Below are 25,063 nucleotides of genomic sequence, written 5' to 3'. Positions count from 1 at the left end.
TTCTTATCGAGCCTTCTTATCGAGCCTTCTTCCGAGCTAAAGAAATCTTTTCGTGCTGTTCAGGCCATAATGAGCCCTTCACTTTGGCCTTTTTTCTCAGGTATGATTTCAGGGTCCAATACAAGATTGACAATACTACCATCAAGACTATTCCCCAAACATTGGTGTAGTTGGCCGGAATGATGATGTAATACACCAAGAGGTTTATTACCAGCTGAATACCTGCATACAAGCTACTCACAGCGAGGTGCGGCCATCCCACTTCATTTACGAGCATGTGGAACAAAAACGTTCGATGAGGTTTAAGCGGATTGAATCCATGGAAAACGCGGTGTAGGACGGAATATCCGGCATCTACAACGTAAACGCTCAGGAAGAGCAAATACTGCCACTGACCGGTCTTCAGGATTAATGCAGCCATTGCAAAAGCCGTGGCATAAGCCATGGTAATACTTCCTACATCTCCGGCGAATACCAAGGCTCGGATTCTAAAGTTGTATATCCCAAATACAATTACGGATAGCATTAAGAACACGAGAAGTCGCATCTCAATGAAGCGAAGATCATAATTGATAAGCACAAGCGTCCCTAAGTTCAACGCTGCATTGATGGCCGTAATCCCATTGATGCCATCCATAAAGTTGAAGGCATTAATCCACCCAACGGCCACAAAGAACATCAAGAACAAGGCAGCCCACCCATAGCCACCTGTATTGAGGTCGTAGATCATCAACCCAACCGCAACAAACTGAACCAACAATCGATGGAAGGCCTTCACATTGCCTAAGTCATCCCAAAACGAAACGACGGCAAGTAAGAGCGTTCCTAGAAAGAACTGTGGATGAAGGGGACCGTTGATCAGAAAGAATACGAGAATCGCAACTGGAAATAAGATTCCTCCCCCCCTGAGAACTGTAACGCTGTGGTTGCTTCGATATCCGGGTTCATCAACAATATCGTACCTGCGAGCCAATCGAATGTAAAGCTGCATCACTAGGATGAGCAGAAGAAAAACGCCTGGATAAATGAGGTATTCTGTCTTCATTTCCCAGATACTTTGTGGTAAAGCTCTTCTTGTCCCTTCCAAATCACCTCTTGGGCGAATTGTTCTTTAACGCGCTTTAGTCCAGAGGTTCCGTGTCGCTCACACAATTCGGGACTTTCCATATAGCTTCGAATAGCCGCTGAAAGCGCTTGCGGATTCCTGCCTTCGATGACACGCCCAGATAGATTGTCGGCCGTTGTATCCCTCAATCCAGGAATATCAGCCACAACAACAGGTTTGCCCATGGCGGAGGCCTGTAATACTACATTGCCAAACCCTTCTCGATATGAATAAAGAACGTGCAGGTCTGATGCCGCAAACACAGGCTGTATGGGATCCATTTGTCCGAGAAAGTGAATTCTTGGGTTGATCTTCATGGCAGAGAGAATGTCCGCATCAATTGGATCACTTTCCTCTGCTGGTCCTGCAACCAGCCAATGCAATCTCGGATCATCAATCGTTGTAACTGCACGATACACTTCCTCTATCCCTTTATCCTTGGTGACCCTACCCACAGTAGATAATACAAAGTCATTCTGGTGAATACCAAACTTCGCTCTGAGCTCGTCGCCCTGCTTTTGGTTGTGTTCATCGAGTTTAAAGGAATGGGTATCCACGCCATTGCTGCTGCCACTCCCAAGAACATGTGCCTTGCTTTGCTTCAATATTCCAACACTTACGGCGTGTTCTCTTAAACTTGGACTAATCACAATTACTTCGTCTGCCATTGTACACGACAGTCTCTCCGTGAACTTAACCACTCGCTTCTTCAATCCGGTCAGCGTATCCGAGCGAATGCCTCTGAGCGTAAAAATTACGGGCAACTTTGGACGTAGAATCTTCGCCAAGGCGAAAAGAAAACCTGTCTTGGGCGATCCGACATTAATCACGTCAGGTTTTTCCCGTTTCAGAATTCGTAGAAGCTGAAATAGGGACTGTAGGTCGGCAAAAGGATTTATTTCGCGTGCGAGTTGTATGGGAACAACGCGTCCTCCCTCCTCTTCAGCTAGTTTGTCCACCAAGGGTCCAGGGGTGGACAAAATGAGGACATCCCATCCTTTCTCGGAAAAATGGCGAACCGCACCGCGTAAATGAAAGGCGGAGAACTCGTTATTGATGACGAGCATCAGCTTCATTCTACCCGTTATTATCTGAATTGTGAGAAAGGACGCCTACGTAGGTGTCACCTTCGCCATCGACATTCTCTTTAATCGGTTTGGCAGGAACACCGGCCATTATCATCCCCTTTGGAGTATCTTTTACCACGCTAGAGTTACTGGCCACAAGGCAACCTTCGCCAATTCTAACTCCGCATTTAACAGTAACATTGGCTGCGAGCCAAGATCCAGATCCTATAGACACTGGGGCAAAGATGTTGTGTCCCGTATTGAAAGCACCGTCTTTGTAAACGTGCTGCGCCGTGCTAATCACGACATTCGGCCCGAACAATACATTATCGCCTATTTGTATTCCCGCCTTGGCATTGAGCCAAGTACCGCGTGCAAAGTACACGTTGTCACCAAGTTCCAGACCTTGTGGTCCGTTAATCGTCACTCCACCTGCGAGCGTGAAATTTTTGCCGGCTTTCTTGATGAATGGCGAAACAAGCAGACCTCTTACACGAATAGTGAATTTATTATCAGGCAACCATGCGGTGATAAGTTGCATAAACCACAGCGGCAGAACGTAACGTATTTGAATGAAAAGCGTTCGGATGGCTACTTGAATTGAGGTTGTTCGCTAGAATATGAGGTAAAGATAAGACTACTGCACGGTCATTCCATAAAGCTCGAATAATCGTTTGTCCATGTAGTCGACAGTAAATGGTGACCTGGCCAGTTGATTGCGAATTTGATCCATTGATATTGGTTTGCGATCAAAGGATTCGATGGCTTCCGTCCACACTTTGACACCCTCATTTATTGGCAACAAATGCACATTATCAAAGTAGGGTGCAATTTCACGATGAGGCGCGATATCGCTTACGAAACAAATGCATCCGAGTGAAGCGGCCTCAATGATCACCCCACCTAAACCTTCGTACAGACTCGGAAATAGGAGGATGTCAGAGTTTAACATCCTCGAACGTACATCCTCACAGTTACCAGGAAGCGATAGAATTTCAGAAACTTCATTCGCACTCCATTTTACGCGTATCTCTTCTAAGGTCTGAGCCTCTGGAAGGCATTCTACATAATCGTGTCGTCCACAAGCCAGCAAATGAAAAGGTACATTTAGGCTTCTTGCAATTTCCCATAAGAATGCATGATTCTTTTGAGGATGAAACCTGCCCACATGTAGGAGTTGAAGAGGACCTTCTATATTCACCCTTTCTTCAGGTAAAAGATTGTAGCCGTTGTAAACCACACTCGTTTTCTCGCGGAGTGCCGTGTTAGACAACGACTTACGCACTCCATCAGATACAGCAAAACCTGGAGTACCATATTTAGCAATCATCTTTTGGAGATGAAGGACCATCCTCTTCTTTAAGGGATTGGACGGCAGGTGCTGCATATTGTGCCAACTGGCGAGGCGACATTTGACACCTACCTTTTGAGCAATTCTTAAATATACACCCGATGGGTATCCAATATGTGAGTGTACTATATCAATATTTTCACGACGTAAGAATACTCGAAATGCCTTAAACCCATTGATAGACTTAGGGTGATGATGAACAACTATTCCGACGGATTTCGCTTGTTGTACCATGGATACTTCCCCAATGGTGTCCCCAACAAGCCAAAAATACATTTGCCCAAAACGGTTTTTGTTACGTTGCATGGACAACATAGCCACACGCTCAATTCCTCCTGTATTGAGGCGACTTATGATGTGAACGATGTTCGGTTTCTCGCTCATTCTGTATGCTTTCGCAATTGTTGGTACACTTTCTTTCTCCGGGGCACAAGAATCGATTGACCAAATTCTGCAGCCTTTTTGGTGTTTCTCTCACCAATAGTTGGCCAATCCTCTTTCATGGGAATGAGTCGAGCTATGACATCCGCAGCAGCTTTTGGCTTGCCAATGGGGAATCTGAACTCGTCTTCAATCAGTTCATCGATGCCCCCAATATCAGTCCCAACGCATACTAGGCCGCGAGCCATGGCTTCAATCATCGAGCGCGGGACGCCTTCTGAATAAGACGGCAAGCAAAAGATATCACAGCCATCAAGGAGCTTCACCACATTGTCAAAGCCCGTTATTTGATTGTGGAAAATGATGTCGTCAAAAACGCCTTTTTCCCGAGCATGAGCCTTGGCATCCGCTTGCAGAGGTCCCGTGCCGACAAAGTGAACTTCGGCCTCTATTCCTCTATTTCCGAGCTCTCGAAGAATATCAATCAAATAGGTTTGGTTCTTTTGGCGAACAAAGCTGGCCACCTGGATAATCTTGAGCTTCGACCCTACGCGATGTGGCTTGGGTTCCGATCTCAGGTATTCTTCATTCAATCTAATAGAGGATATCGCCTCTGTTTCAACCCCCGCAGGTGGAGGAAACTTCTTTTGTAAGTGGTATTGACTCACATAACTTCCTGAAACGGCTGAATCGCTGATGGCCTTCATACGACGCATGTGAACCTTGCCCACTTGTGTCATTGTGAATCGTTTTGCTGCGCTATCCGTCACCGAAAACAGCGCATCCATCGGATCTCCTATAAATTCGAACATATGCGGTTTCGGCGCTTCCAGACCTTGATTCAACACGTGAACATTCCATGCGGCTGTTGCGGGAATACGGTAACAAATCGCATCGGTGGATTTAATCAGCTCGATGTGCTTCTTGAAATACTTCTTTGAATCGAGGAACCACCTCATTCCATGAATGTCTGGTGTGCCGTGAAAACTCACTCCTTCGCCCGAAGACTTGACCAAACCTTTAGCCGATTCTACACTTACCATGCGGCAGAGCACGTCGACGTGGTCAAACACCTGCAAGTAGGACGTGAAGAAATCGTACGTGAAACCAAAGTTATCGAAGTACTCTCCTTTGTATTCGAAGTATACGTGATCGGTGACGAGAAGAAGCTTTTTATCTGGCATTCCGCGAAGATAGCGGATTCGGTTAAAGTTGAATTCTAGCTATTCGATACATTTGTTTTCAAATATTCCATCGAATGTCAATTCTTGTAACCGGTTCAGCCGGATTTATCGGTCATCATGTAACACAAAAGCTCCTCAACCAAGGTCACCATGTGGTGGCGATTGACAGCTTGAATTCTTACTACGACCCACAGTTGAAGTTCGATAGAAACAAGGCTCTTGATACTTCTCAGGGGCAATACGAATTTTTGCAAGTCGATTTAGCCGATCGGATTACGCTTCGAAAGATTTTCGAGAAGCATCGATTTGATTTTGTCATCCACCTTGCTGCCCAAGCAGGCGTGCGCTATAGCATAGAGAATCCACAAGCCTATATGCACTCTAACATGGATGGCTTCTTCTCCATTCTTGATTTGGCCAAAGAGCATAAGCCGAAGCACTTCATTTACGCAAGTAGTTCATCCGTGTACGGTATGGATTCTAAGCAACCGTTTAATGAAGATGAAGCTTGTGACAACCCAGTGAGCTTTTACGCCGCCACCAAACGCAGTAACGAATTGATGGCAGCAGCCTACTCCAATCTTTATGGGATGGTGACTACAGCCCTTAGGTTTTTCACGGTGTATGGACCATGGGGGCGTCCTGACATGGCTCCTATCCTTTTCGCGAATGCGGCCATGAAGGGCGAGGGAATCAAGGTCTTTAACAATGGGGATCAAAAAAGGGATTTCACGTACATCGATGATATCGTAGAGAATGTCGTCCGCATAATGGACAATGAGAAGAGAATTGCGGAGGGCGGACATCAGATAATGAACATTGGCAACGGTTCTCCAGTAAATCTCATGGACTTTATTGGTCTGATTGAGAAAAGCTACGACATCGAGTTAAACAAGGAGTACCTACCTGCGCAACAGGGAGATGTGAAGGTAACTTATGCCGATACAACGAAGTTGGAGAGCTATACTGAATTCAAGCCAAGCACTTCATTAGAGACTGGAATTGCCCGTTTTGTTGAATGGCACAAGTCGTATTACGGAGGTTAAACCGCAGCATCTCTTTTCGCTCCTTTTAGAAAGGAAAAGAGATAGCCTACGAACAGGACAGCTTCAGAAAGCACTACCGCTTGAAGCACTTCCACCACGCTTTCATGTCGGAAGTAAATCGTGAGAAACAACACCGCGAAAGCCAAAGCTTGAGATGGGATCTTAAATCGATGATTCCTGAGTGCGTTCATTCCGCCACCAAAGAAAGTATACCCGAAAGAAAGTGTACTTCCCGCAAGTATCCAGAGAAGTAGGTCAACATACTCGGAATATTGATCGCTGAATAGAATTGGCAAAACCCAACGACCGGTGAGCGCGAAAAAGCCCATCAAGACTAGGCCAATACCAAGCCCCCCTACAACTCCTTTAAATACCAGCACAACTACATCTGACCTGCGATTCTGTTTCAATAGTTCGCCATACCTGCCCTGAAAAGAGGTTGAGAGTGCAACAATGACTTGGCTTCCCATCATTCTCAAATAGAAAAGTGTACCCACTACTCCAATCACTTCCAATCCAAAGTACTCCTCCACCATGAGTCGGGGGTAGTTGATGTAGTACTTCTCTAGAATGGCGATGAAGAACATCGGAATGGTCAGTACAATCAGTTCTTTGTAGCTCAGGGGGACGCGTTCAAGCTTTTTACGCAAGGGAAGCGACCATCTGTAATCAAACAACAAAAAGACAAGGACGCCTGTAGTTACATAAACGATTATCAGATGGAAGAACTCAGGCTCGAAAAGGAGAACAGTGACTATGACCGCTGCAAAGCTCAATCCAGATCTTAACCACCGTGAGATAGCCACTTTCTTCAAGCCTTCTGTCCTGTGATACAGTCCATAAACCAGATTCGTTTGGTTCTCAATTACCTTGAGAAATCCAAGAGCCATAATGAACCAAAACAACTCCGATTTCACGAGATAGGCGGCTATGGCCACAACGGCAATGGATATCGCGTTCAAGTACCTTCGATAACTCCAATATGATTCAAAATTACCTGTTTCTGAACCTGTTACAAACAAACTCCTCAACTGAAGGTCGAATGCTAGGGTTAGCGGAATGACGAATGCATTTGAATAGTGGTATATCCCTACCTCGGCATCTGAATAGAATTTGACAAATACTGCCAAGGTGAGGTACTGGAAAACGACATATCCCGTATTTCCTAGTAGGGCAAAAAAGAAATTGGAACGTAGGCCTGACTTCGGTGAGGAGGTATCAGACATTTTGACTACTTATCGCCAAGATTAGCATCCAAACTTTCGTAAACCGAATTGTTTGATTTGAACTCGGGTACCATAGATTTCATGATGCTAACGAGTTCCATTGGATTGGCATCAACCAAGGCTTCTGAAAGTGAATCGAGTTGGGCAACCACGTTGTTGTAATCGTGCTTTCTAACGCGGGCTTTCAAGATCTTTGCGTGGTGCGTGCCAAGTGTATTCTCGTTTGTAGCAAGAAGTTCCTCGTAGAGCTTCTCGCCTGGACGAAGCCCAGTTTCAACGATTTCAATATCTCTACCAAGGCGGAGTCCGGATAGGGCCACCATCTTCTTAGCGAGGTCGTAAATCTTCACACTTTCACCCATATCGAAGACGAAGATCTCTCCCCCTTCACCCATTGCGCCTGCCTCGAGAACGAGATTACAAGCCTCGGGTATCGTCATGAAATAGCGTGTGATATCCTTGTGGGTTACTGTAATTGGGCCACCGTGCTCAATCTGCTTTCTAAAGATTGGAATAACCGATCCGTTCGAACCTAGTACGTTTCCAAAGCGAGTTGTTACAAACTGTGTTTTACAGTTTCCGCTATTGGCGAGCGCTTGGGTATAAATTTCGGCGATACGCTTGCTAGAACCCATTACGTTCGTTGGGTTCACGGCCTTATCGGTACTGACCATCACGAACTTGTTTACTCCAAACTCGCATGAGAGGTCAGCCATAATCTTAGTACCAAACACGTTAACCATTAACGCCTCGTATGGGTTATCCTCCATGAGAGGTACGTGTTTATAGGCTGCGGCGTGGAATACAACTTCTGGGGTGTACTTCTTAAAGAGGGCTTCCATTCTCATGAAATCCTTCACATTCCCAACAATGAACTCACATTTCGCGAATGATTCTGAGTAATTGGTCTTGATATCGAACTCGAGTTCATACAACGCAGATTCAGCCTGATCAAGATAAATGACTTGCTTCGGACCATAGTACAAAATCTGACGTGCGATTTCAGCACCGATGGACCCAGCGGCTCCTGTTACGAGAACTACTCTATTGCGAATTTCACGTTCGATATTCGTGTTGTCCAGTTGAATAGGCTCTCGTTCGAGCAGGTCTTCAATACGAACCTGACGAAGCTGGCGTGCAGAAAGCTCTCCGTTGATCCACTTTTCAGCAGGTGGAACAATTTTTACTTGAAGTCCAAGCTTTACCGCTCTATCCGAAATTTCACGTAGCTTAACTTTAGATAGACCTTGAATCGAGATAACGATTTCGCTGATGTCGCGTTGCTCGATAAACTTCACTTTCAGCACCTTATCGGGGTGTAGTACAGGAATTCCTTCAAGCGACTTCTTCACCTTGCTTGGGTTCTCATCCATGAAGGCAACCACATTCACATTGCTGATAGGGTCAGATAATAGTGCGTTACGCGTAATCATACCTGAAGCACCGGCTCCGAAAATGACAATATTTCTATTGGTCATACGGGCGCGCTTAATGGCGGTAAGGTAGATACCTTTGATAAAGAATCGGCTTCCGATCAGGAAGAATAGTACGAGAAGGAATTGAATGATGATTACACTTCGTGAGAAGTTAAATACACCGGAATAGTCAGAGTGAAAGTAAGAGAAGTATGCGGTGATAAAAAGAATACCACCACTGGCAATCATGGCGCCTTCAACTAAGCGCACAGCATCGTTCACACCTGTGTGTCGGATGATACCTGAATAACTCTGTGTGAGAAGGAAACCGATGAAATAAGCCATCGCCGCAATGATGGTTTGGGCAGGGATATCCTGCTCACCCATTGCTGTAAAATCGAAATTGTGGCGCAACATAGTAGCTACTACGAAAGCCACGGCCACCATGAAAATATCGAAAGCGAGTACGACCCATCGCGAGAGGAACCGGTCGCTGTAATTACTGAGGAGTTTCCTTAGCATGTCGGTTATTTGGTCGTTCCAAATGTACATAATTTCTTCTAGTGCCTTTGGAATTATGTACGAATCAACCCACTAACCGGATTTCTTCAGATGGGAGAACGACCTATTCCATCAGTTCAACTCCTTTTGCAACGAGCTCACCTTTTTCATTTTCTTCTACTGTAAAGCTTACTCTATCACCCTCAAACAAATCGTTGAAATCGACATTGTTCAAGTTACTGTGATGGAAGAACAAGTTATTGGGCTCAAACTCTATGAAACCATAGCCAGTCTTCAAACTGAGGATGTTTCCTTCATGTGATTCACCAGGTAGTGCATCCGAATTCTCCACGGAGGTTGATTCATACGTACGTGCTTCACTTTTCTTCGGAGTTTCTCGCTCTTCAACGGGTGGCAAAACGAAGATACCTTGAACCATAGAGTCATTATCTTCTATCCCCTCCTCCACTAAGTCGTGCATTGCCAACGGATATGCCGACTCCTTTATAAGGTCCTGAGCTGTGCGAGTGGTGAGTGTTTTACCTTCGTCATTCGTGAACTCGAAATCCCAGCTGACTAGCACTACTCTCGTCCCCAGCGTATGTAACTTCTTTACGAGAGGAACGTAATCACCATCGGCGCCCACGAGAACTAGGACATCCAACTTTTTTTGAAGTGCTATCTCGTATGCTTCCAGCGCAAGCATGAGGTTTAACCCTTTGTCGGCCGTCCTGGTATTAACATTCCCTCGAATCGGAGAGTAGTGTGAGGTTACCCCTTCGTAAGCCAACACATCTTCAAACACCCGGTCGAAATAAAGCTGATTGCCCTTCTCATTGGCCTCACCAGCTGTGAGTCGGCCTTTAAAGAAATGAGCGTCTACAATCTTGCACAACTCGAATTCCGACGATTCGGACAGGGCTATACGTCCTTTGAAAAACTCGTGAAGTCCGCCTATGCTGAGTCTGCTCTTCCGGCTGTGCACATAGTTGTAATAATTGCTTACGTGTGTAAAGTAATTGCCGTCGTAGAAGACCCCAATACGAGTTAATTTGGACATGGTAACTTATGTTCTTTGTGGAATGATACAAAGTTAACTCGTTCAAAAGGACATTGTTTCTTTCTCAGAGAGTGAATGAAGGCTATTTTTGAGGAAGTGAATCAATTAATCGGCATGCAGCATTTTGACCTTATTGTGATTGGTGGTGGGGTGGTTGGCCTTGCAACAGCCTATAAGTGGCAAATGGCTAACCCGAACAAGACAGTTGTTGTACTCGAGAAGGAGCGCAAGCTCGCCCAGCATCAAACGGGTAGAAATAGTGGCGTGATTCATAGTGGGATATACTACAAGCCAGGTTCATTGAAGGCTAGCACGTGTTTCGACGGTTACGCTCAAATCGTGGAGTTCGCTAAGAAGTACGACATACCACATGACCTTTGCGGTAAGTTGATTGTGGCCACAAGTGAAGAGGAACTCCCACAGATCGATAGAATATTAGCAAGAGGAAAAGAGAATGGACTAAGTGGATTGAAAGTCATTGGTCCGGATGAAATCAAAGAGATAGAACCCTTTGTAAATGGACTAAAGGCGATTCGAGTTCCGCAGACGGGAATCATAGATTACGTCGCCTTTACCAACAAGCTTGGTGAGCTTATCACGCAAATGAACCCCAACAGTGAAGTCCTAAAAAATCAGCGGGTTATTCGCATCAGAAAGGACGCTAGGGATATCTCTGTGGTGAAAACGACAGATAAGACATTCACCGCGAACCAGGTAGTTGCATGTGGAGGATTGGAAGCGGATAGACTTGCCAAATTGGATGGACTAAGTCCATGCATGCGAATCGTTCCATTTAGAGGTGACTATTACGACTTGACTCCATCGGGAGAGCACAAGGTGAAGCATCTCATTTATCCTGTGCCCAATCCAGAGTTTCCATTTCTTGGGGTTCACTTTACTAGAATGATAGCGGGTGGGGTCGAATGCGGGCCTAATGCCGTTTTCTCATTTAAGCGTGAAGGATATGGTAGAACTTCATTTGATTTAAAGGACACGTTATCTGCTTTGAGCTTTGGTGGTACGTGGAAACTATTCAAAACACACTGGCGCTACGGTTTGGGAGAGTACGAACGTGCTTTTTCGAAAGCCAAATTTTTACAAGCCCTTCAAAAACTGATACCGAGCTTGACAGATTCTGATATCGTCCCAGCGCGAGCGGGTGTCCGCGCCCAGGCGTTGTCACCTGATGGTAAGCTGGTTGACGATTTTGTAATTGAAAAGGGAAATGCTGCCATACACGTCTTGAACGCACCTAGCCCAGCAGCGACGGCAAGTTTGGCGATTGGGGATGAGATCATGAAGAGATTAAAAGGACAACCCTGATTATGCTTCTATGATAGCATTGCTTTTCGCATTCTCGATTTTGAGTATTCGTCGGTTTTCCGACTTGAATCATGAGATCCTATTCTGGCTTGCGCTCGTTGTGACAAGTCAGATTTTGGGATTTGGGTTTGGTGTTGGTCCGATTCTTTCCGGGGTAATGCTCTCAGCATTCTTCATCGTGCGCATCGTTCGAGGCTCTTGGGCGACAGGGAGAGAATTTATCGTTCAGTTGTTCATGGCCCTTCCGTTCCTTTTGGTGGCGACCATGCCCACACGGTTTCTAGACGCTGGAAGGTACTACAACCAGACAGTAAGGTGGTTTATTGAAGGCATACCTCTGGGCTTGGCTAATTTCGATCTGTATCTTATCCAAGCTTCTGGTGCGCATAGTATGGAGGCGATGCTCACCTCAATCACCATTACTGGCTATGATGTACTCGTTCCGTTAGTATCCACACTTTTGATTGTTAGGAGCGCTAGTTCTTGGGACCATAAGATTCCTCGCCTGATTGCCTTGTTCATCATATATGCCATTCTCGTGCAATTCGCACAGACATCTTCACCAGATTTATTGGGGATTGCGCTGATCATAGCTCTATCAGCCAACGGAAACCAGCGGATCGCGAATAGCACATTGGCCATAGGTGCTGCCGTTCTGCCAGTAATAAAGCTGGCATTCGTCCCTGTCTCGTTATTATGGCTAATTCTCTTCCTCCTCAAGAATCAATACAAATGCGCTTTGATCATCACAGCGGGCGGCATATTCTGCGCAATGAAGATCTTTTGGGTAAGCGGATGGTTACCACTTCTAGGAATCATGGAGGTTCCCTGGCATATACAGATGTCGGACCTTGAAATACTATCGGAGGCCACCAGCGGGGATGTATCAGGTAACAGGGGAAGCTACATCATCTCCGGAATGCGTTGGAGGTATCTAGATGCCGCTGTCATTGCTGGATACCTTGCGATTGTTTTGGTGAACCGCAAGAATCTTGCTCGCTATGATTTCATTGCGCTTCTTTTGACAGGTATCGTAGCGCTAGTTTTCATACCGCAGGCAAGATTCATTTTGCCTCTAGTGCTGCTGACGTTACTTAAAGTTAGTGGAAACAGCATACCAAATATCCACAGCTACAAACATGCAATGTTCGCACTATTTATAGGCATGATTGCCATCTTACCCCACTATCCCACTTGGATCAATGATGAACGTGTATCCCACTTTCTGGACTTTAGCGGGTACAAGAATATTCGCTGGTTAGTTCCTAGTTCAAATTGGAGGATTGAAACGTTAGAAATGGAGAGCGCGGACGGTTCATTTCAATACCATAAACCGGCTAATGATTTCCAGTGCTTTGACGGAGACTTTCCGTGTACGACATATTCTCCCGACCGAGAAAATGCAGAGTTGTCTTACAATGAAGCGTCAAGAATGTTCTTCTGGAAGCTCCGAAATGAATAGTTAAACGTCTGGATAGGAGTTCTTTAGCCTCTGAGATTCAACTTAGAAACTCTTATAAGCCTCTTTAAACCACTCGAAAGTGATTTCTATCCCCTCGTCTATCCTAAACTTTGGATCGTATCCGAAGAGGTTTTGAGCCTTTTCAATAGATGCGAGACTATGTGGCACATCTCCAGGTCGAACTGGTCCAAAATCAGGATCAATATCTACCTCAGCGGCATTGCGAACTGCCGTCCACAAATCAAGAACGGTAGTTCTATCTCCAACCGCAATGTTGCAAACCTCGTGATTTGCCAAATCTGGGGTATGCAACAGCGCCCTTACATTGGCTTGAACGGCGTTTTCGATAAACGTGAAATCTCGGGAATACGTTCCATCGCCATTGATTCTTGGAGACTCGCCAGCAACGGCACTCTTCATAAATAATGGTATGACCGCTGCATATGGATTGAGTGGATTCTGCTTAGGTCCGAAAATATTGAAGTATCTCAAACCGATGCAATGAAAGCCGTAAACCTTACTGAATACATCTGCGTAGAGTTCGTTAACCCATTTGGTAACGGCATAAGGAGACAATGGCTTTCCTTCTTCTCCTTCTACTTTAGGAAGTTTGGTACTATCTCCAAAACTGGAAGAGCTAGCAGCATACACCATTCGTTTGAGGGTAGATGATTCCTTTGCGGCAATCATCATATTTAAGTGTCCGCCAATATTCACCTCATTGGAAGTAGCAGGATCAGACACTGACCTCGGCACTGAGCCAAGTGCAGCTTGATGGCTTAAGTAATCAATTCCTTCGAGGGCCTTTTTACAAGTTTCGATATCTCTAATATCTCCCTCGACAAACTCGAAGTTTGGCAGTTCCAAGAACTTCTCGATGTTTGAGTAATAACCATTGGATAGGTTATCAAGAACCCGAACTTTCTTGGCTCCGGCTCGCAACAAGTACTCGGCAATATTAGATCCTACAAAGCCTGCTCCACCCGTAACTAAGAAGGATAAATCTTCAATACGATCAGAATCGTTGTGATAAGCATGGTTGAAAAGCAGGTTGTTGTACATAGGTTCTTGATGTTAGGTTCGCAAAGATAAACACCATGAGGAGCTACCGCCTACGAGTTCGGGAATTTTCGGAATTCTAATTTGACTTATCCCTCAAAAACTTGATCTAGGACAGCAACGATGCGATCCCAATCAGAATCCGTCATGCTCGAACAAGACGGCAAGCACAAACCATGTGCAAAGAGATCTTCTGCTACACGATCGCCAAAAAACTCAGAATTTGAATAAACAGGCTGCAAATGCATCGGCTTCCACAGGGGTCTCGCCTCGATATTCTCTTGTTCAAAAGCGAGTCTTAGGGTCTCCCTATCTATGCCCTTGTTTTTAGCAGGGTCAATTAGGATTGCAGACAACCAGCGGTTGGCAAACACCCCTGCTGGTTCTACCTGAAACTCTATGGAGTAGCCTTTATCAGTGAGGTTCTCAAAGTAAGTCACATATTTAGAAAACACAGAGCGACGTTGTTTAATTCGTTCGTTGAGCACTTTCATTTGCCCTCGCCCGATACCAGCCAGAATATTGGATAATCTGTAGTTGTATCCTACCTCAACATGTTCATAATGTGGTGCGGGTTCTCTAGCTTGGGTGGCCAAATATCGAGCCTTTGCGATATGCGCTTCATTATTCGAAACGAGTGCTCCTCCTCCACTCGTTGTTATAATCTTGTTCCCGTTGAACGAGTAAACTCCAAGCTCTCCGAACGTTCCCGTGTATTTACCGTTGTACGTTGAACCGAGCGATTCTGCCGCATCTTCAAGGATTGGAATCGAGTATTCTTCAGAGATAGCTTTCAGTTCATTTAGCTTAGCCGGCATACCATATAAGTGTACTGGTAGGATGGCTTTCACTTTGTGAAGTTCTCCTCTATTCTGAATGGCTTCAATGGCTTTTCTGAGATTAACTGGACACATATTCCATGTATCCGGTTCAGAGTCGATAAATACGGGCGTAGCCTCAGAATACATCACAGGATGCGCGGAAGCGCAGAAAGTAAAGGATTGAACCAAAACTAGGTCACCTCTTCCAACACCAAGTAGCTTTAGCCCTAAATGCAATGCAGCTGTACCGGACGACAATGCTGCAGCATGACCCACCCCGTTGTATGATTGTAAATCTTCCTCGAAGCCTGTAACATTGGGACCCAAGGGTGCAATCCAATTTGTGTCAAACGCCTCAGCTATGAAAGACTGTTCTTCTCCGCCCATGTGGGGAGCTGAAAGCCAGATTTTAGTTTTGCTCATGGAATTTTATTGGTTTTGCTGGAATGCCTACAGCCGTGCAATTGCTCGGGATAGTCTTGGTTACGACAGACCCCGCTCCGATTAAGGTGTTGTCGCCTATATCAACAAGGTTAATGATTTTGGTTCCCGTACCCACAAATACGCCACTGCCTACATTTACCTCTCCAGAGATATTTGTTGAAGGCATGAAAGATGAATAATCTCCAATTGTAGCATCATGCCCAACGGTGCAGCTCAAATTGAGAATGACGTGGTTTCCAATAACTGTATTCACTGTAATTATACAGCCAGCGCACACGATTGAACCTTCGCCAATTTTGTTTTCGAATTCTCCTCTCAATATGGCGGACGGATGAATGAGCGTTGGGTATGATACGTTCGAATTGGTAATCTTTTCATGGATTATCTTCTTTGTCTTGCAGTCCCCAATGGCTAGAACAAGTCCGACATTACCCTCGTGGGAATTGAGTTCTGCCATTCCCCCCAATACAGGATGACCATTTACAAGCGTGCCTTTTTCAACGCCATCATCAAAATAGCCAATGAAATTGAAGGTATCAGACTTTTGGTTGATGTCATCAATCAATAGAGCAACCTCTCGTCCGAATCCTCCTGCACCAAAAATTGCAATGTCTTTCATAATCAATTATTCTTTTCCTGTGAATGGAGCCATAGTGGTTGTGGCGTCACTATTAACACCCTTTCGGTTGAGAACCTTCACAATGGTGAGTAGCAGAATTTTCAAATCTAGTAGAAACCCGATGTTATCCACATAATACACATCCAATTCAAATTTCTTGGTCCAAGAAAGGGCATTTCTGCCATTCACTTGAGCCCATCCCGTGATACCCGGACGAACTTCGTGTCTTCTACTCTGTTCAGGGCTGTACAATTCTAAGTATCGTACAAGTAAGGGGCGTGGTCCTACAAGGCTCATCTCGCCCTTGATTACATTAATCAACTGCGGTAACTCATCTAGCGATAGACTGCGAATTATGCTTCCTAATCTGGTGACCCGCTCATGATCGGGCAATAAATCGCCATTTGCATCTACCGTGTCTCGCATTGTCTTAAGCTTAATCAACTTAAAAACCACCCCATTCTTGCCCGGCCTGCTTTGGGTGAAAAACGGCTTCCCGTCATTCAAAACATACAAGGCTCCGATTATCAAAATCAGAAAAGGTGATGCAAGTAGCAGTACGATTGTAGCTACGACAAAATCACAGAACCGCTTAAACAGTAGGTATGCCTGCATTCTTTAGATGTTTTCGATACTCAGCGAGCAGCCCATTCCAAATTACCTTTTGATCATATCTATCCTCAATCATAGGTCTTGAATTTGATGCCATGTCTCGTAATAGCTCATCATTTTGCAATAAAAGTTGCATTGAATCATGTAGCGCATCCGCACTTTTAGCAGGAATGATTAATCCATTCTTTTCATGTTCAATAATTTCATTGCATCCATTGATATTAGATACAATCGAGGGCAAACCCATCGCCCCTGCCTGCATAGGCACATTCGGAAAGCCTTCGCGATAGGATGGAAATGCGAGGAACTCGCTGACAGCCATGTACGGCCTTACGTCATTCACAAAGCCGCTAGTGAGGATGTTGGAATCATTCTGAATCAAATCCATGGCCCAATCCGACAGTGGGTCACGATCAAACTCGTACGACCCTACCAATAGTAACTTGATTTTATGATGCTCCACAAGCTTGAGGTAAGACTCCAGCAATTCCTCGATTCCTTTGTCCTTCACAAGCCGTCCTACGAAGACTATGACACGGTATCCCTCTAGCTTATATTTCTCGCTCAGTTCTGCACTCGCTTTCATAACCTCGGGAAGTCGATCGAATCGACTCACATCAATTCCATTGCTACTTCCATTGGCAATCACACTTACTTTTTCTGGTTTAGCCAGCTTATTATCGAGGATAAATGCGCGCATTTCGTGTGAATTAGAATACACGTGCGTTGCGAGGCTGTAAGTCAATTTTTCAACGAACTTCAACACTTTTCTCTTCGCACCAGTAGACTCCATCCAAGGAATTCCGGCTACGGTGTGTAGTCGAATAGGTGTGCGAAGAAAATAGGATGCTGCCATACCGATAAGTCCGGCTTTTGGCGTGTGCGTATGAACAATGTGCGGTTGAATCCTCTTGAGAACCCCTCTCATCGCGAAAAGAGATTTCAAGTCGTTTATTGGAGCCGGTTCCCGTTTCATATCCACTCCATGAACGGTCGCCAATTCCTCATTAGCTACGCGTTCAAGCTCTTTATCCTTTGATGAAACGGCATGCACCTGAAAGAACTCCCCCATGAACTTGAGTTGTCCACGCAACAATCCTATAAATGAAATTGGAATGGTGGTAATTCTAACAAGTATAGGTTTGTCCATGAAAATTGTATTTCCTTTCGTAGTGCTCATTACCAGATGCTCCATTTGGGGATTCTGAGAGCCACCGTTCAGCAGTACAATATTAGGTCAATTGGTAAGTATCAACAAGCGATGTAGGGTGGCAATTCGGAAATCGCAATCATTTACCCTCTGGACTTACGGTCAAGTACTCCATAATCTGCTCCATGAACTTGCCAGGTCCTCTCGATTGAAGCTCTCTTTCAACTTCTTCTGCATTAAGGGGTGGACCGAGGAGGGCCTGATTCATTTGATTTAGCAATCCATCAACATCATCGGTAGGAGCTACCCCGTGCAAGGGCAATTCATCAACGCCACCTGCACAGTTTGTAGACATCACATGCGGGTTCAAGGCCAACATTTGAAGAAGAACGTTTGGATACCCTTCAATTCGCGAAGACATGACACACAATCGGGCGGCTTTCATGTAAGGGAATGGATTGGCAACGTGACCTAGAAAGTGAAGACGCTCGGCAATACCTAAGGATTCTCCTAATTCCATCAATTCCTCTTTCAAGTTGCCGTCTCCGAGAATAACGTAATGCAAATCAGGATGCGTTTTCGTCAAGGTTGCAAATGCCTTGATGGCTATATCGTACCCTTTAGCGTGAATGAGGCGGCCAACACCAAGTATGAATTGGAAGTTAGGAAGGTCTGCGGGGTGATCTGCCAATTCACGAACCTCAACTAAATCAATAGGATTTGGGATAACCTGATGATTGAGGTTGCTCAGCTCTGGTAATGAATCCTTCAATTGAGTGAGCATCCGTTTAGATTGATGAATGACCAAATCTGAATTCCTATACCCTAGCTTGTAGAAGGTGGTAAAACTCATACGCTTGAGTCCCTTTGGATATCGCAGAAAAACGGAGGTTGACTCCCTGAGGATTAAGTACTTGGTTTTGAGTACGCCCAACTTTCGGAGTAAGCCAAGGGCCCCGTTCACATATACCTGACTTGAGAAAACAAGGTCGAATGTTCCGCCAAAACGATACGTGAGAAGAAGTAGCAGTCCCACGTAAACGCTACCGGTATTGAGATAGGAGATTCGCTCTCCGAAAGAACTCCAAGCATTTGTTCTTGCTCGAGTAAGAATTAAAACACGCACATCATGACCTTCCTTGATGAGGTGTTTTGCGAGAGACTGCTGAACTCCCTCTGCCCCCCCCATATCATCTGATGGCAATACAAACAGGAATTTACGCATGAGCGAAATCTATTTGCTGTGCTTCGTTTCTCTTCTTATTCGTTATAAAGAAGATGGCGAAATAAAGTGACCCCATTAAGAATCCGTCGGAGATTAAGATGGTGTCTGTGAAGGATCGAAGTAAAATGGGAAGCAGTAATACCAATCCAAGTTTGTAGTACTTATATGAACGTCGAATTAGTTTAGCCGTCATCACGAAAAACACGATGGCAACGATCCCGAATCTCGAATGCATTGACAAGTAGGAGTTGTGAATGGTTAGATTCTGTTCTTCATAAAGCCTGTTATAGTTAACCCCAAAGAACAACGACCGCCATTCTCCAATATCTGTAAGAAACTGGCTAAAGACAATAAGTCGACCTTCTTCCGTGAAGCCTTGCTCCTGGAACTTTTCGGAATAATCAAGAATTACATCAAGCAAGTATGCATTGATTAGATAGAGAGCAATGGCAATGATGACTACCGCTCGAGCACCACGTTTTGGAGAAATGTAGTCGTGCAAATAAGCAAGGGCGAGCAAGAGCCCAGAAGACAGAATTGCCGAACGTCCTGTGGATACAAGACAGAACACGACGGTCAACCCAGCTGGAACTAATCCAATGGATTTGTCATCCTTTGAGCGGTCTTTCTCGATATAATACATCGATACAAGGAACAAGGTCACTACGGAAATGTGATTGTAACTACCGTTCAGCCAAACCTTGATGCTCACTCCATTTACGATGAGAATGACAAAGTAAAAGGATAGGATATAAAAGAGACGCTTGAAGAATACTTTCCTCCTAAAGAAATATGCTGTGTAGATTCCAAACCCAATGAAGCCTAAGACGTTGAATATCACAAGAAAGTTCAACGTTTGCCCCTTGAATACCCCTGCCAGAAGCGAACCTAAGAATGCGAAAAAGACGCCTAGATTGATGTTGCGAACGGCTCGCTTGGACAAGAACCCAAGCAGCCTATTGTAACGCATCAATCCTACGAATAGAAGGAGTCCAATTATCTGCGTCCCTCTGTTAAAGACAATCTCACTTATCCCCAAAGGAAGCTGTTTGCCAACTACGAGAGCGACAAACATAAAATAGAGCCATACAACAGCTTTTGACAGCTTTATCATTCAAACGAAAATATAGGCATGAACTCTCTGAGCAATGATTTCACAGACCCAGCATACACTGTAACTCCCTTATTTTCTTGAAGGAATTCAGATTGAATCTTTAATATTTGGGCAATGCTCATCTCTGAGGCAGATTCCCTTTGAATGAGAAGTGTACCGGATTCTTGGCCCGTTTCTACATCCTCATTAGTTTCTTCGTAAAAGTACGGTCCTTGCAAGTCAATACCTAACAACACAACCTTCCTGTACCCTAGTCTGGCTGCGATATCAATCATCATGGAAATGGATGCCTTGCTTTGAACGAGCACATCCATGTCACGTTCAACCTTACCGCGGTTATATAATTGATGAAGCCCCTTTCTCAATGCGGCTTCGCTGGTGGAAGGTAGGGCTGATTCCATAATAACTTTGGCGCCCACCTCTCGAGTCAATGTTTTGATTTTATCCTTGGCCCAGTCGAGTTTAGATGAGGATATCAAACCTTTAATTGCGACAGGGACGTTTTGATAAGTTTCCTTGCGTTCTATAAGTTTAGAGGCTAACCCCCTATCGTCTTTAGCCAGCTCGATGAAGTATAAATCTGGCACGTGCTCCATCAGAAAGGAAAAGTTGAATCCGATTGAGAAATTAGAGGAAATCATCTCCCATTCACTCTTGTCCAAATCGTTCACACTTGCTCCTGACCCCAAGATGAAGCAAGTATCTCCTTTCATTGGAAGAGTTTTTAATGAAAGTACATCTTCAGCAATTTGAGATGCCTTTAGCTCCTCGAGAATAGACGCATTCGTTCTCTTCTTACCGTTGTATAGGACGCGTGCATATAGTCCTGGAAAGATGTCTAGCACTCGATGCAAGAGAACCTTTAATCTGTACATTATCTAGAGAGTTTTTTGGCTAGTTCATCCATTCCTTCATCACCAGGCAATGAATTGTATCTTCTTGAGAGAGCATCAAAGTCGAATTCACCATTCATCTTTGGCGACAATACCGAAGATATGGCTGACTCGAATTGTGCATAATTTGGTTCTCGAATGACGAACGGTAAATCACTTGGTATTCTGAATTTGGCGGAATAATCGTAGAACTGACAGAATACTACTGGTTTATGTACGGCCAACGCTTCGAAAGCAATTGTGGAATAATGGCTCACAACAGCAGTAGAATTCATTATTGTTTGATACGACGTGAATTCTCCTGGAACATTAGAAACGTATTCAATAGAGTATGAACCGTTTAAGTGAGCTTTGAAATACTCTTTTTCAAGCTCTGTAGCCTCAGGGGTTGGCTGTGGACGAAGTGCTACGGCCAGCTTAAGGCCCTCATGAGAAGATAGATAGGTATTGAGGTAATCCACCATCTGGGTGAATATTCTTTCCGCCACTCTTCGGATATCTGTGCAGGTGTTTTCTTCCCAAAAGTGCTGATACTGACTTATCAAGACCAAGTCATATTTCTGCTTTGCAGACTTTTGGAAATAGCTACTTCTGGTGAAAGCATTGAAGTGAATGGAGCCGATGACACTTACCTTGGCCTCAGCGATTCCTACTTTGAGCAATTGACTTTTGTCGAATTCCCCCATCACATAAAAATGTGCTTCACTGCTTTTGATATCTTCTAGGAAGCGATCGTGAAGTTGATAGGTCACGAAAGCATCAAACTTCACCCGCGGATGGAGTTTAGACAAGGCTGCAAAAAACCTGTTCGTGGCCCCGTAAAGTGAAACAACTCGTGACGCACCACTAGCCGACAAAATACTGGAGTAATACGCTAAGAGTACCCTGTGCTTCAATGAAAAGCCGGGAACAGAGCTTGTCTTAAAGAGTAACGTCCATATAAAAGACACCCAACTCTTAGGCGACACATATAAACTTGATTCACTTTCGGAAAAGCGAGTGTTTAGCTCGAAGTACTCCGCATCTTGAAGAAGTAGGTCCTTTAGAACCTCACTTCTAAACGGGTCAAAGAGCACTAAGTTGGAGCGCTTAATTCCCTTGAGCTTCATTTAAGGTGAGGTTCAAGTAAGTCACATATCTCTCTAAGTGCTCCGTTGCCGCCATTGGCTTCAGTGATGTGATCTGCCGCTGCAATAGCTTTGGGATGACTGTCCGCCACCGCAATGCCTAATCCCACGGCTTCGAGACACGGGATATCGTTAATATCATTTCCTACATATGCAACTTCATCGAGTGAAATCGACATCTCTTCGCAGCGATTCTTCAGAAAGGTCAGCTTATCGTCCAACTTATAAACACACTCAATCCCAAGCTTTTTGCATCTGGACTCGAGCACATTGTTTCGTTCCTTGGATAGAACCAAGAGAGGTAGACCTAGCTTCTTGACAGTACTTAACCCCATTCCATCTCCTCTATCGCAGATAACAGCTTCCGTTCCATCCTGAAAGACGATCACCTTGTTGTCCGTAAAAACTCCGTCAAAGTCCATTACGAGCAACTTGATGTTACTCAGATGCTCTGTTGGAGAATTGAGTTTCTCACTGCGGATAATTGACTCTATGATTCTCCAATCATCCATATCATCGATTTCCCAATACGTTTCTACCCTCATTGGATAAAGCGCGTAAGGGTGAGAAATTCGACACTTTGACTGAAGCAGCGATTCCTTTGTGGTGATGTAGAAACTACCATTCTCGACGAAACCCGGCCTGAAATCTTGTCTTCGCGGACGGTTTTGTGGATCGTAATTCACGGGGTTGCCATGGCCGTTGTCATCTTCCGTCCAATAAAATCGCGATTGCTCAACTACGGATAGCAAGCCTCCGAAATCTCCACCATTAAACTTGGTGCATGCCGACTGAAGATCATTACTGGTAACCAAAGGAGAAGTCGCTTGGATCAGAATGAGTTGATTAAACTCATATTTTCCGGCAAACTCGAGCATAACGGATTCAGTACTTGCGGTATCCGTAGCGGATTCCTCAGATCTGTTATAGATCATCAACTTTGCAGAATTGGGAAAGAGTGCTTTGCAGACAGAAGCTATTTCTTCGCTGTCTGTAGCCACAGCAACTACATCTATGGAATCCGTTTCAAGCGCAGCTCGTAGCGAATAATAGATGAGTGGCCTTCCAGCCATCAATTTAATGTTCTTTCCTGGAATGCCTTTACTGCCCCCCCGAACTGGGATAATGGCAACACAATTACCCAAATCTTCCATCGGTATACTCTAATTCTAAATCATCATTTACTTACCATATCCAAATGGATGGCCGTACTTCTCGATGATTTCATTCATTTTTTCAACTGTTTCAGGAAGAAGTTCTTCTTTGAAAGATCCAGTCTTTGCCTTTCTCACTTTAAGGCTATCTCTGTCGCTTCCGAATGAATTCATCCCACTGACAGCTTTAGACTTCTCCAACTTTCTCATGTTATCGGCCTGCCCCTCTGAAACCACTCTTTCTAAGTGCGCTTCGTTGAAGTGGCGAATACCTATAAACTCAAGCACGCGAGTCAGCTCTCTTTGAGTCTCCACAAGCAAATCTTCGTACTGCACCAAACAGAAATTTGGATAGAGATGATGCGTTTGTTCGTAAAGCTTATAATAGCTGAGAACGCGTTCGATTCCGTACACCGGGTCGAGAACAAAATCATCAATTGAGCCAGAAAAGAATGTCGTTTTAGATCGCTTATTAACCTGATGGTAATAAGAGACAACAACATCACGTGGATCTCGAACCAAGAAGATACACTTGTCGTAGGGAGCAATCGGCGCCTTGCGATTGAGCATAGCCTCAGGGGTTGGGTTCACCGTTCCTGATTCCTTGATTAGATAGGCATCCTCATGCGTCCACACTACTTCTGGAACGAGCGATGATAGCATTCGGATCTTCTCTAAATCGACTGAGTAGTTCTCCTCTCCGAGGTCGAAATGAAGGACGAAGAATCTATTCAGGAGGAACTTAAGCCAAGTCCCTCCTGTCTTAGGATAGGAAACAAAGAATACCTGCTCTGAAGTAGACTTCAGGAGGACACTCTTTGCTTTTTTGACAATCTTCTTAATCATCCTATTGTTCTCTCCACTTCAACTTGTCTCTCTGAACTTGCTCGATAGGAAGAATTTCCTTGCTCTTGTAAGTTAGAGCCTTGAACACATTCTTCACGTCACGAGTAAGCTTTCTCATGCCATCTGGTTCGAGTGAAGCAGAGTGATCTGTTCCCTTCCAGGTTCTGTCTAGCGTGTAGTGACGCTCAACATACTCAGCACCCAAGGTGATAGCAGCAATGTCAGCAGCGATTCCGAGGTGGTGTCCAGAGAAACCAATAGCCTTCACATCCTTTTCGAAAGCTTCTTTCAAACGAGAAATTTCGAGAAGACAGATATCTTCAAATGGCACTGGGTACCCAGAAGTACAGCTGTAGATCACCAAATCCTTCGCTCTACCCTTCTCCTTGAAGAAATCGACAACTTGTTGTTCTTCTTCGTGAGTAGTCATACCGAATGAAAGGTGAACTTCCCCTTCGTACTCGTCTGCCAACACACCGAGAAGCTCGAAGTTGTTGTTACATGCAGAAGGAACCTTTAGCATTCTTGGGTTGAGCTCAATCATTTCACGTGCTGAAGTAACATCCCATACAGAAGTACTGTATTCGATATTCATATCATCACAAAATTGCATAAGCTCTCTGTGCTGCTCTTTGTCGAATTCAAGGAATTCTCTGTGTGCACCGTACGTGTCACCGAATGAGTTAATCGGGTTCGGGTGTGGTGCGTTGTATTGTTCTTCTGTGAGAAGCTCCTTAGAATTTCTCTTCTGAAACTTCACGATATCGGCCTTACAGAAGGTAGCCGCTACAGTTACGAGCTCTTTTGCAAGCTCCATTGAGCCCATGTGATTGCATCCAATTTCTGCAATAACTACAGGTGCTTTTTTAGAATCCATC

At 44.7% G+C, this 25,063-nt stretch carries 23 protein-coding genes; 3 read left to right on the top strand and 20 right to left on the bottom strand.

Translation table 11 applies throughout. The features are described from left to right. Positions 1 to 16 precede the first annotated feature (16 nt). The 5 genes from F8C67_RS01040 to F8C67_RS01020 form a co-directional block, all read right to left on the bottom strand. A complete protein-coding gene (locus F8C67_RS01040) occupies positions 17 to 1,045 on the bottom strand; it encodes an MraY family glycosyltransferase (protein WP_151665928.1) in 1,029 nt (342 codons plus the stop codon). Further along, a complete protein-coding gene (locus F8C67_RS01035; RefSeq protein ID WP_151665927.1) occupies positions 1,042 to 2,181 on the bottom strand; it encodes a glycosyltransferase family 4 protein in 1,140 nt (379 codons plus the stop codon). The genes F8C67_RS01040 and F8C67_RS01035 overlap by 4 nt, the downstream gene beginning before the upstream one ends. A 1-nt stretch (position 2,182) precedes the next feature. Next, positions 2,183 to 2,713, bottom strand: coding sequence for an acyltransferase (locus F8C67_RS01030; protein ID WP_151665926.1), 531 nt, complete (start codon positions 2,711 to 2,713; stop codon positions 2,183 to 2,185). A gap of 96 nt (positions 2,714 to 2,809) precedes the next feature. Beyond that, complete coding sequence (locus F8C67_RS01025; protein ID WP_151665925.1) at positions 2,810 to 3,907, bottom strand: glycosyltransferase; 1,098 nt, start codon at positions 3,905 to 3,907, stop codon at positions 2,810 to 2,812. Further along, the gene (locus F8C67_RS01020; RefSeq protein ID WP_151665924.1) at positions 3,904 to 5,088 is read right to left on the bottom strand and encodes a glycosyltransferase family 4 protein; all 1,185 of its coding nucleotides are present in this window, start codon (positions 5,086 to 5,088) and stop codon (positions 3,904 to 3,906) included. The genes F8C67_RS01025 and F8C67_RS01020 overlap by 4 nt, the downstream gene beginning before the upstream one ends. A gap of 74 nt (positions 5,089 to 5,162) precedes the next feature. Between F8C67_RS01020 and F8C67_RS01015 the strand changes: the two genes are divergently transcribed. Beyond that, on the top strand, positions 5,163 to 6,134 hold the full coding sequence (locus tag F8C67_RS01015) for an NAD-dependent epimerase/dehydratase family protein (protein WP_151665923.1): 972 nt from the start codon (positions 5,163 to 5,165) through the stop codon (positions 6,132 to 6,134). Here F8C67_RS01015 and F8C67_RS01010 read toward each other — a convergent pair. The 3 genes from F8C67_RS01010 to F8C67_RS01000 all read right to left on the bottom strand — a co-directional run bounded on the left by F8C67_RS01010 (position 6,131) and on the right by F8C67_RS01000 (position 10,336). Beyond that, positions 6,131 to 7,360, bottom strand: a complete 1,230-nt coding sequence (locus F8C67_RS01010; protein WP_151665922.1) for a lipopolysaccharide biosynthesis protein — start codon at positions 7,358 to 7,360, stop codon at positions 6,131 to 6,133. The two genes, F8C67_RS01015 and F8C67_RS01010, sit on opposite strands and share 4 nt — an antisense overlap. Before the next feature lie 5 nt (positions 7,361 to 7,365). Continuing rightward, the gene (locus F8C67_RS01005) at positions 7,366 to 9,297 is read right to left on the bottom strand and encodes a polysaccharide biosynthesis protein (RefSeq protein ID WP_151665921.1); all 1,932 of its coding nucleotides are present in this window, start codon (positions 9,295 to 9,297) and stop codon (positions 7,366 to 7,368) included. Between the two features lie 103 nt (positions 9,298 to 9,400). Next, the gene (locus F8C67_RS01000; RefSeq protein WP_151665920.1) at positions 9,401 to 10,336 is read right to left on the bottom strand and encodes an NYN domain-containing protein; all 936 of its coding nucleotides are present in this window, start codon (positions 10,334 to 10,336) and stop codon (positions 9,401 to 9,403) included. 75 nt (positions 10,337 to 10,411) lie between these two features. Between F8C67_RS01000 and lhgO the strand changes: the two genes are divergently transcribed. Together lhgO and F8C67_RS00990 are read left to right on the top strand one after the other, a co-directional pair. Further along, positions 10,412 to 11,659, top strand: coding sequence for an L-2-hydroxyglutarate oxidase (gene lhgO, locus F8C67_RS00995; protein WP_223277492.1), 1,248 nt, complete (start codon positions 10,412 to 10,414; stop codon positions 11,657 to 11,659). A 10-nt stretch (positions 11,660 to 11,669) separates the two neighbouring features. After that, positions 11,670 to 13,121 (top strand): hypothetical protein, encoded by a 1,452-nt coding sequence (locus F8C67_RS00990; protein WP_151665919.1) that lies wholly within the window; start codon positions 11,670 to 11,672, stop codon positions 13,119 to 13,121. Positions 13,122 to 13,163: 42 nt separating this feature from the next. Here the strand turns inward: F8C67_RS00990 and F8C67_RS00985 are convergent, their stop codons facing one another. The 12 genes from F8C67_RS00985 to F8C67_RS00930 all read right to left on the bottom strand — a co-directional run bounded on the left by F8C67_RS00985 (position 13,164) and on the right by F8C67_RS00930 (position 25,062). Next, the gene (locus F8C67_RS00985; protein WP_151665918.1) at positions 13,164 to 14,183 is read right to left on the bottom strand and encodes an SDR family oxidoreductase; all 1,020 of its coding nucleotides are present in this window, start codon (positions 14,181 to 14,183) and stop codon (positions 13,164 to 13,166) included. 86 nt (positions 14,184 to 14,269) lie between these two features. After that, complete coding sequence (locus tag F8C67_RS00980; protein WP_151665917.1) at positions 14,270 to 15,424, bottom strand: DegT/DnrJ/EryC1/StrS family aminotransferase; 1,155 nt, start codon at positions 15,422 to 15,424, stop codon at positions 14,270 to 14,272. Continuing rightward, positions 15,411 to 16,064, bottom strand: a complete 654-nt coding sequence (locus F8C67_RS00975; RefSeq protein ID WP_151665916.1) for an acetyltransferase — start codon at positions 16,062 to 16,064, stop codon at positions 15,411 to 15,413. The genes F8C67_RS00980 and F8C67_RS00975 overlap by 14 nt, the downstream gene beginning before the upstream one ends. A 6-nt stretch (positions 16,065 to 16,070) precedes the next feature. Then, on the bottom strand, positions 16,071 to 16,679 hold the full coding sequence (locus tag F8C67_RS00970; protein ID WP_151665915.1) for a sugar transferase: 609 nt from the start codon (positions 16,677 to 16,679) through the stop codon (positions 16,071 to 16,073). Then, positions 16,657 to 17,826, bottom strand: coding sequence for a glycosyltransferase family 4 protein (locus F8C67_RS00965; protein ID WP_151666476.1), 1,170 nt, complete (start codon positions 17,824 to 17,826; stop codon positions 16,657 to 16,659). The genes F8C67_RS00970 and F8C67_RS00965 overlap by 23 nt, the downstream gene beginning before the upstream one ends. A gap of 139 nt (positions 17,827 to 17,965) precedes the next feature. Continuing rightward, entirely contained in the window at positions 17,966 to 19,051 is a 1,086-nt protein-coding gene (locus tag F8C67_RS00960) for a glycosyltransferase (protein WP_151665914.1), read from the bottom strand. Further along, positions 19,044 to 20,165 (bottom strand): hypothetical protein, encoded by a 1,122-nt coding sequence (locus tag F8C67_RS00955; RefSeq protein ID WP_151665913.1) that lies wholly within the window; start codon positions 20,163 to 20,165, stop codon positions 19,044 to 19,046. Before F8C67_RS00955 ends, F8C67_RS00960 begins: the two co-directional genes overlap by 8 nt. Next, positions 20,162 to 21,040 carry a hypothetical protein gene (locus F8C67_RS00950; protein WP_151665912.1) on the bottom strand — a complete coding sequence of 293 codons (879 nt, stop codon included), beginning with the start codon at positions 21,038 to 21,040 and terminating at the stop codon, positions 20,162 to 20,164. The genes F8C67_RS00955 and F8C67_RS00950 overlap by 4 nt, the downstream gene beginning before the upstream one ends. Next, complete coding sequence (locus F8C67_RS00945) at positions 21,040 to 22,167, bottom strand: hypothetical protein (protein WP_151665911.1); 1,128 nt, start codon at positions 22,165 to 22,167, stop codon at positions 21,040 to 21,042. The genes F8C67_RS00950 and F8C67_RS00945 overlap by 1 nt, the downstream gene beginning before the upstream one ends. After that, entirely contained in the window at positions 22,164 to 23,339 is a 1,176-nt protein-coding gene (locus F8C67_RS00940) for an acylneuraminate cytidylyltransferase (RefSeq protein ID WP_151665910.1), read from the bottom strand. The genes F8C67_RS00945 and F8C67_RS00940 overlap by 4 nt, the downstream gene beginning before the upstream one ends. Positions 23,340 to 23,366: 27 nt before the next feature. Further along, entirely contained in the window at positions 23,367 to 24,185 is an 819-nt protein-coding gene (locus F8C67_RS00935) for a sulfotransferase domain-containing protein (protein ID WP_151665909.1), read from the bottom strand. A 1-nt stretch (position 24,186) separates the two neighbouring features. Next, positions 24,187 to 25,062, bottom strand: a complete 876-nt coding sequence (locus tag F8C67_RS00930; RefSeq protein ID WP_151665908.1) for an N-acetylneuraminate synthase family protein — start codon at positions 25,060 to 25,062, stop codon at positions 24,187 to 24,189. Position 25,063: the final 1 nt, after the last annotated feature.

Origin of the sequence: Phaeocystidibacter luteus (genome assembly GCF_008933115.1) — a bacterium.
In the GTDB taxonomy this organism is placed as follows: domain Bacteria; phylum Bacteroidota; class Bacteroidia; order Flavobacteriales; family Schleiferiaceae; genus Phaeocystidibacter; species Phaeocystidibacter luteus.
The sequence above is the reverse complement of the archived record's forward strand: the minus strand, read 5'-3'. Positions and strand labels throughout refer to the sequence as shown.

Coding starts and splice junctions, on each gene's coding strand:
- F8C67_RS01025 (WP_151665925.1), bottom strand. CDS start 3,907: ATGAGCGAGAAACCGAACATCGTTCACATCATAAGTCGCCTCAATACA.
- F8C67_RS01030 (WP_151665926.1), bottom strand. CDS start 2,713: ATGCAACTTATCACCGCATGGTTGCCTGATAATAAATTCACTATTCGT.
- F8C67_RS00935 (WP_151665909.1), bottom strand. CDS start 24,185: ATGATTAAGAAGATTGTCAAAAAAGCAAAGAGTGTCCTCCTGAAGTCT.
- F8C67_RS00955 (WP_151665913.1), bottom strand. CDS start 20,165: ATGATAAAGCTGTCAAAAGCTGTTGTATGGCTCTATTTTATGTTTGTC.
- F8C67_RS00965 (WP_151666476.1), bottom strand. CDS start 17,826: ATGGACAAACCTATACTTGTTAGAATTACCACCATTCCAATTTCATTT.
- F8C67_RS00970 (WP_151665915.1), bottom strand. CDS start 16,679: ATGCAGGCATACCTACTGTTTAAGCGGTTCTGTGATTTTGTCGTAGCT.
- F8C67_RS00980 (WP_151665917.1), bottom strand. CDS start 15,424: ATGAGCAAAACTAAAATCTGGCTTTCAGCTCCCCACATGGGCGGAGAA.
- F8C67_RS01000 (WP_151665920.1), bottom strand. CDS start 10,336: ATGTCCAAATTAACTCGTATTGGGGTCTTCTACGACGGCAATTACTTT.
- F8C67_RS00975 (WP_151665916.1), bottom strand. CDS start 16,064: ATGAAAGACATTGCAATTTTTGGTGCAGGAGGATTCGGACGAGAGGTT.
- F8C67_RS00990 (WP_151665919.1), top strand. CDS start 11,670: ATGATAGCATTGCTTTTCGCATTCTCGATTTTGAGTATTCGTCGGTTT.
- F8C67_RS00950 (WP_151665912.1), bottom strand. CDS start 21,040: ATGTACAGATTAAAGGTTCTCTTGCATCGAGTGCTAGACATCTTTCCA.
- F8C67_RS00940 (WP_151665910.1), bottom strand. CDS start 23,339: ATGGAAGATTTGGGTAATTGTGTTGCCATTATCCCAGTTCGGGGGGGC.
- F8C67_RS01020 (WP_151665924.1), bottom strand. CDS start 5,088: ATGCCAGATAAAAAGCTTCTTCTCGTCACCGATCACGTATACTTCGAA.
- F8C67_RS01035 (WP_151665927.1), bottom strand. CDS start 2,181: ATGAAGCTGATGCTCGTCATCAATAACGAGTTCTCCGCCTTTCATTTA.
- F8C67_RS00960 (WP_151665914.1), bottom strand. CDS start 19,051: ATGCGTAAATTCCTGTTTGTATTGCCATCAGATGATATGGGGGGGGCA.
- F8C67_RS00985 (WP_151665918.1), bottom strand. CDS start 14,183: ATGTACAACAACCTGCTTTTCAACCATGCTTATCACAACGATTCTGAT.
- F8C67_RS01015 (WP_151665923.1), top strand. CDS start 5,163: ATGTCAATTCTTGTAACCGGTTCAGCCGGATTTATCGGTCATCATGTA.
- F8C67_RS01010 (WP_151665922.1), bottom strand. CDS start 7,360: ATGTCTGATACCTCCTCACCGAAGTCAGGCCTACGTTCCAATTTCTTT.
- F8C67_RS01040 (WP_151665928.1), bottom strand. CDS start 1,045: ATGAAGACAGAATACCTCATTTATCCAGGCGTTTTTCTTCTGCTCATC.
- F8C67_RS01005 (WP_151665921.1), bottom strand. CDS start 9,297: ATGCTAAGGAAACTCCTCAGTAATTACAGCGACCGGTTCCTCTCGCGA.
- F8C67_RS00945 (WP_151665911.1), bottom strand. CDS start 22,167: ATGAAGCTCAAGGGAATTAAGCGCTCCAACTTAGTGCTCTTTGACCCG.
- lhgO (WP_223277492.1), top strand. CDS start 10,412: ATGAAGGCTATTTTTGAGGAAGTGAATCAATTAATCGGCATGCAGCAT.
- F8C67_RS00930 (WP_151665908.1), bottom strand. CDS start 25,062: ATGGATTCTAAAAAAGCACCTGTAGTTATTGCAGAAATTGGATGCAAT.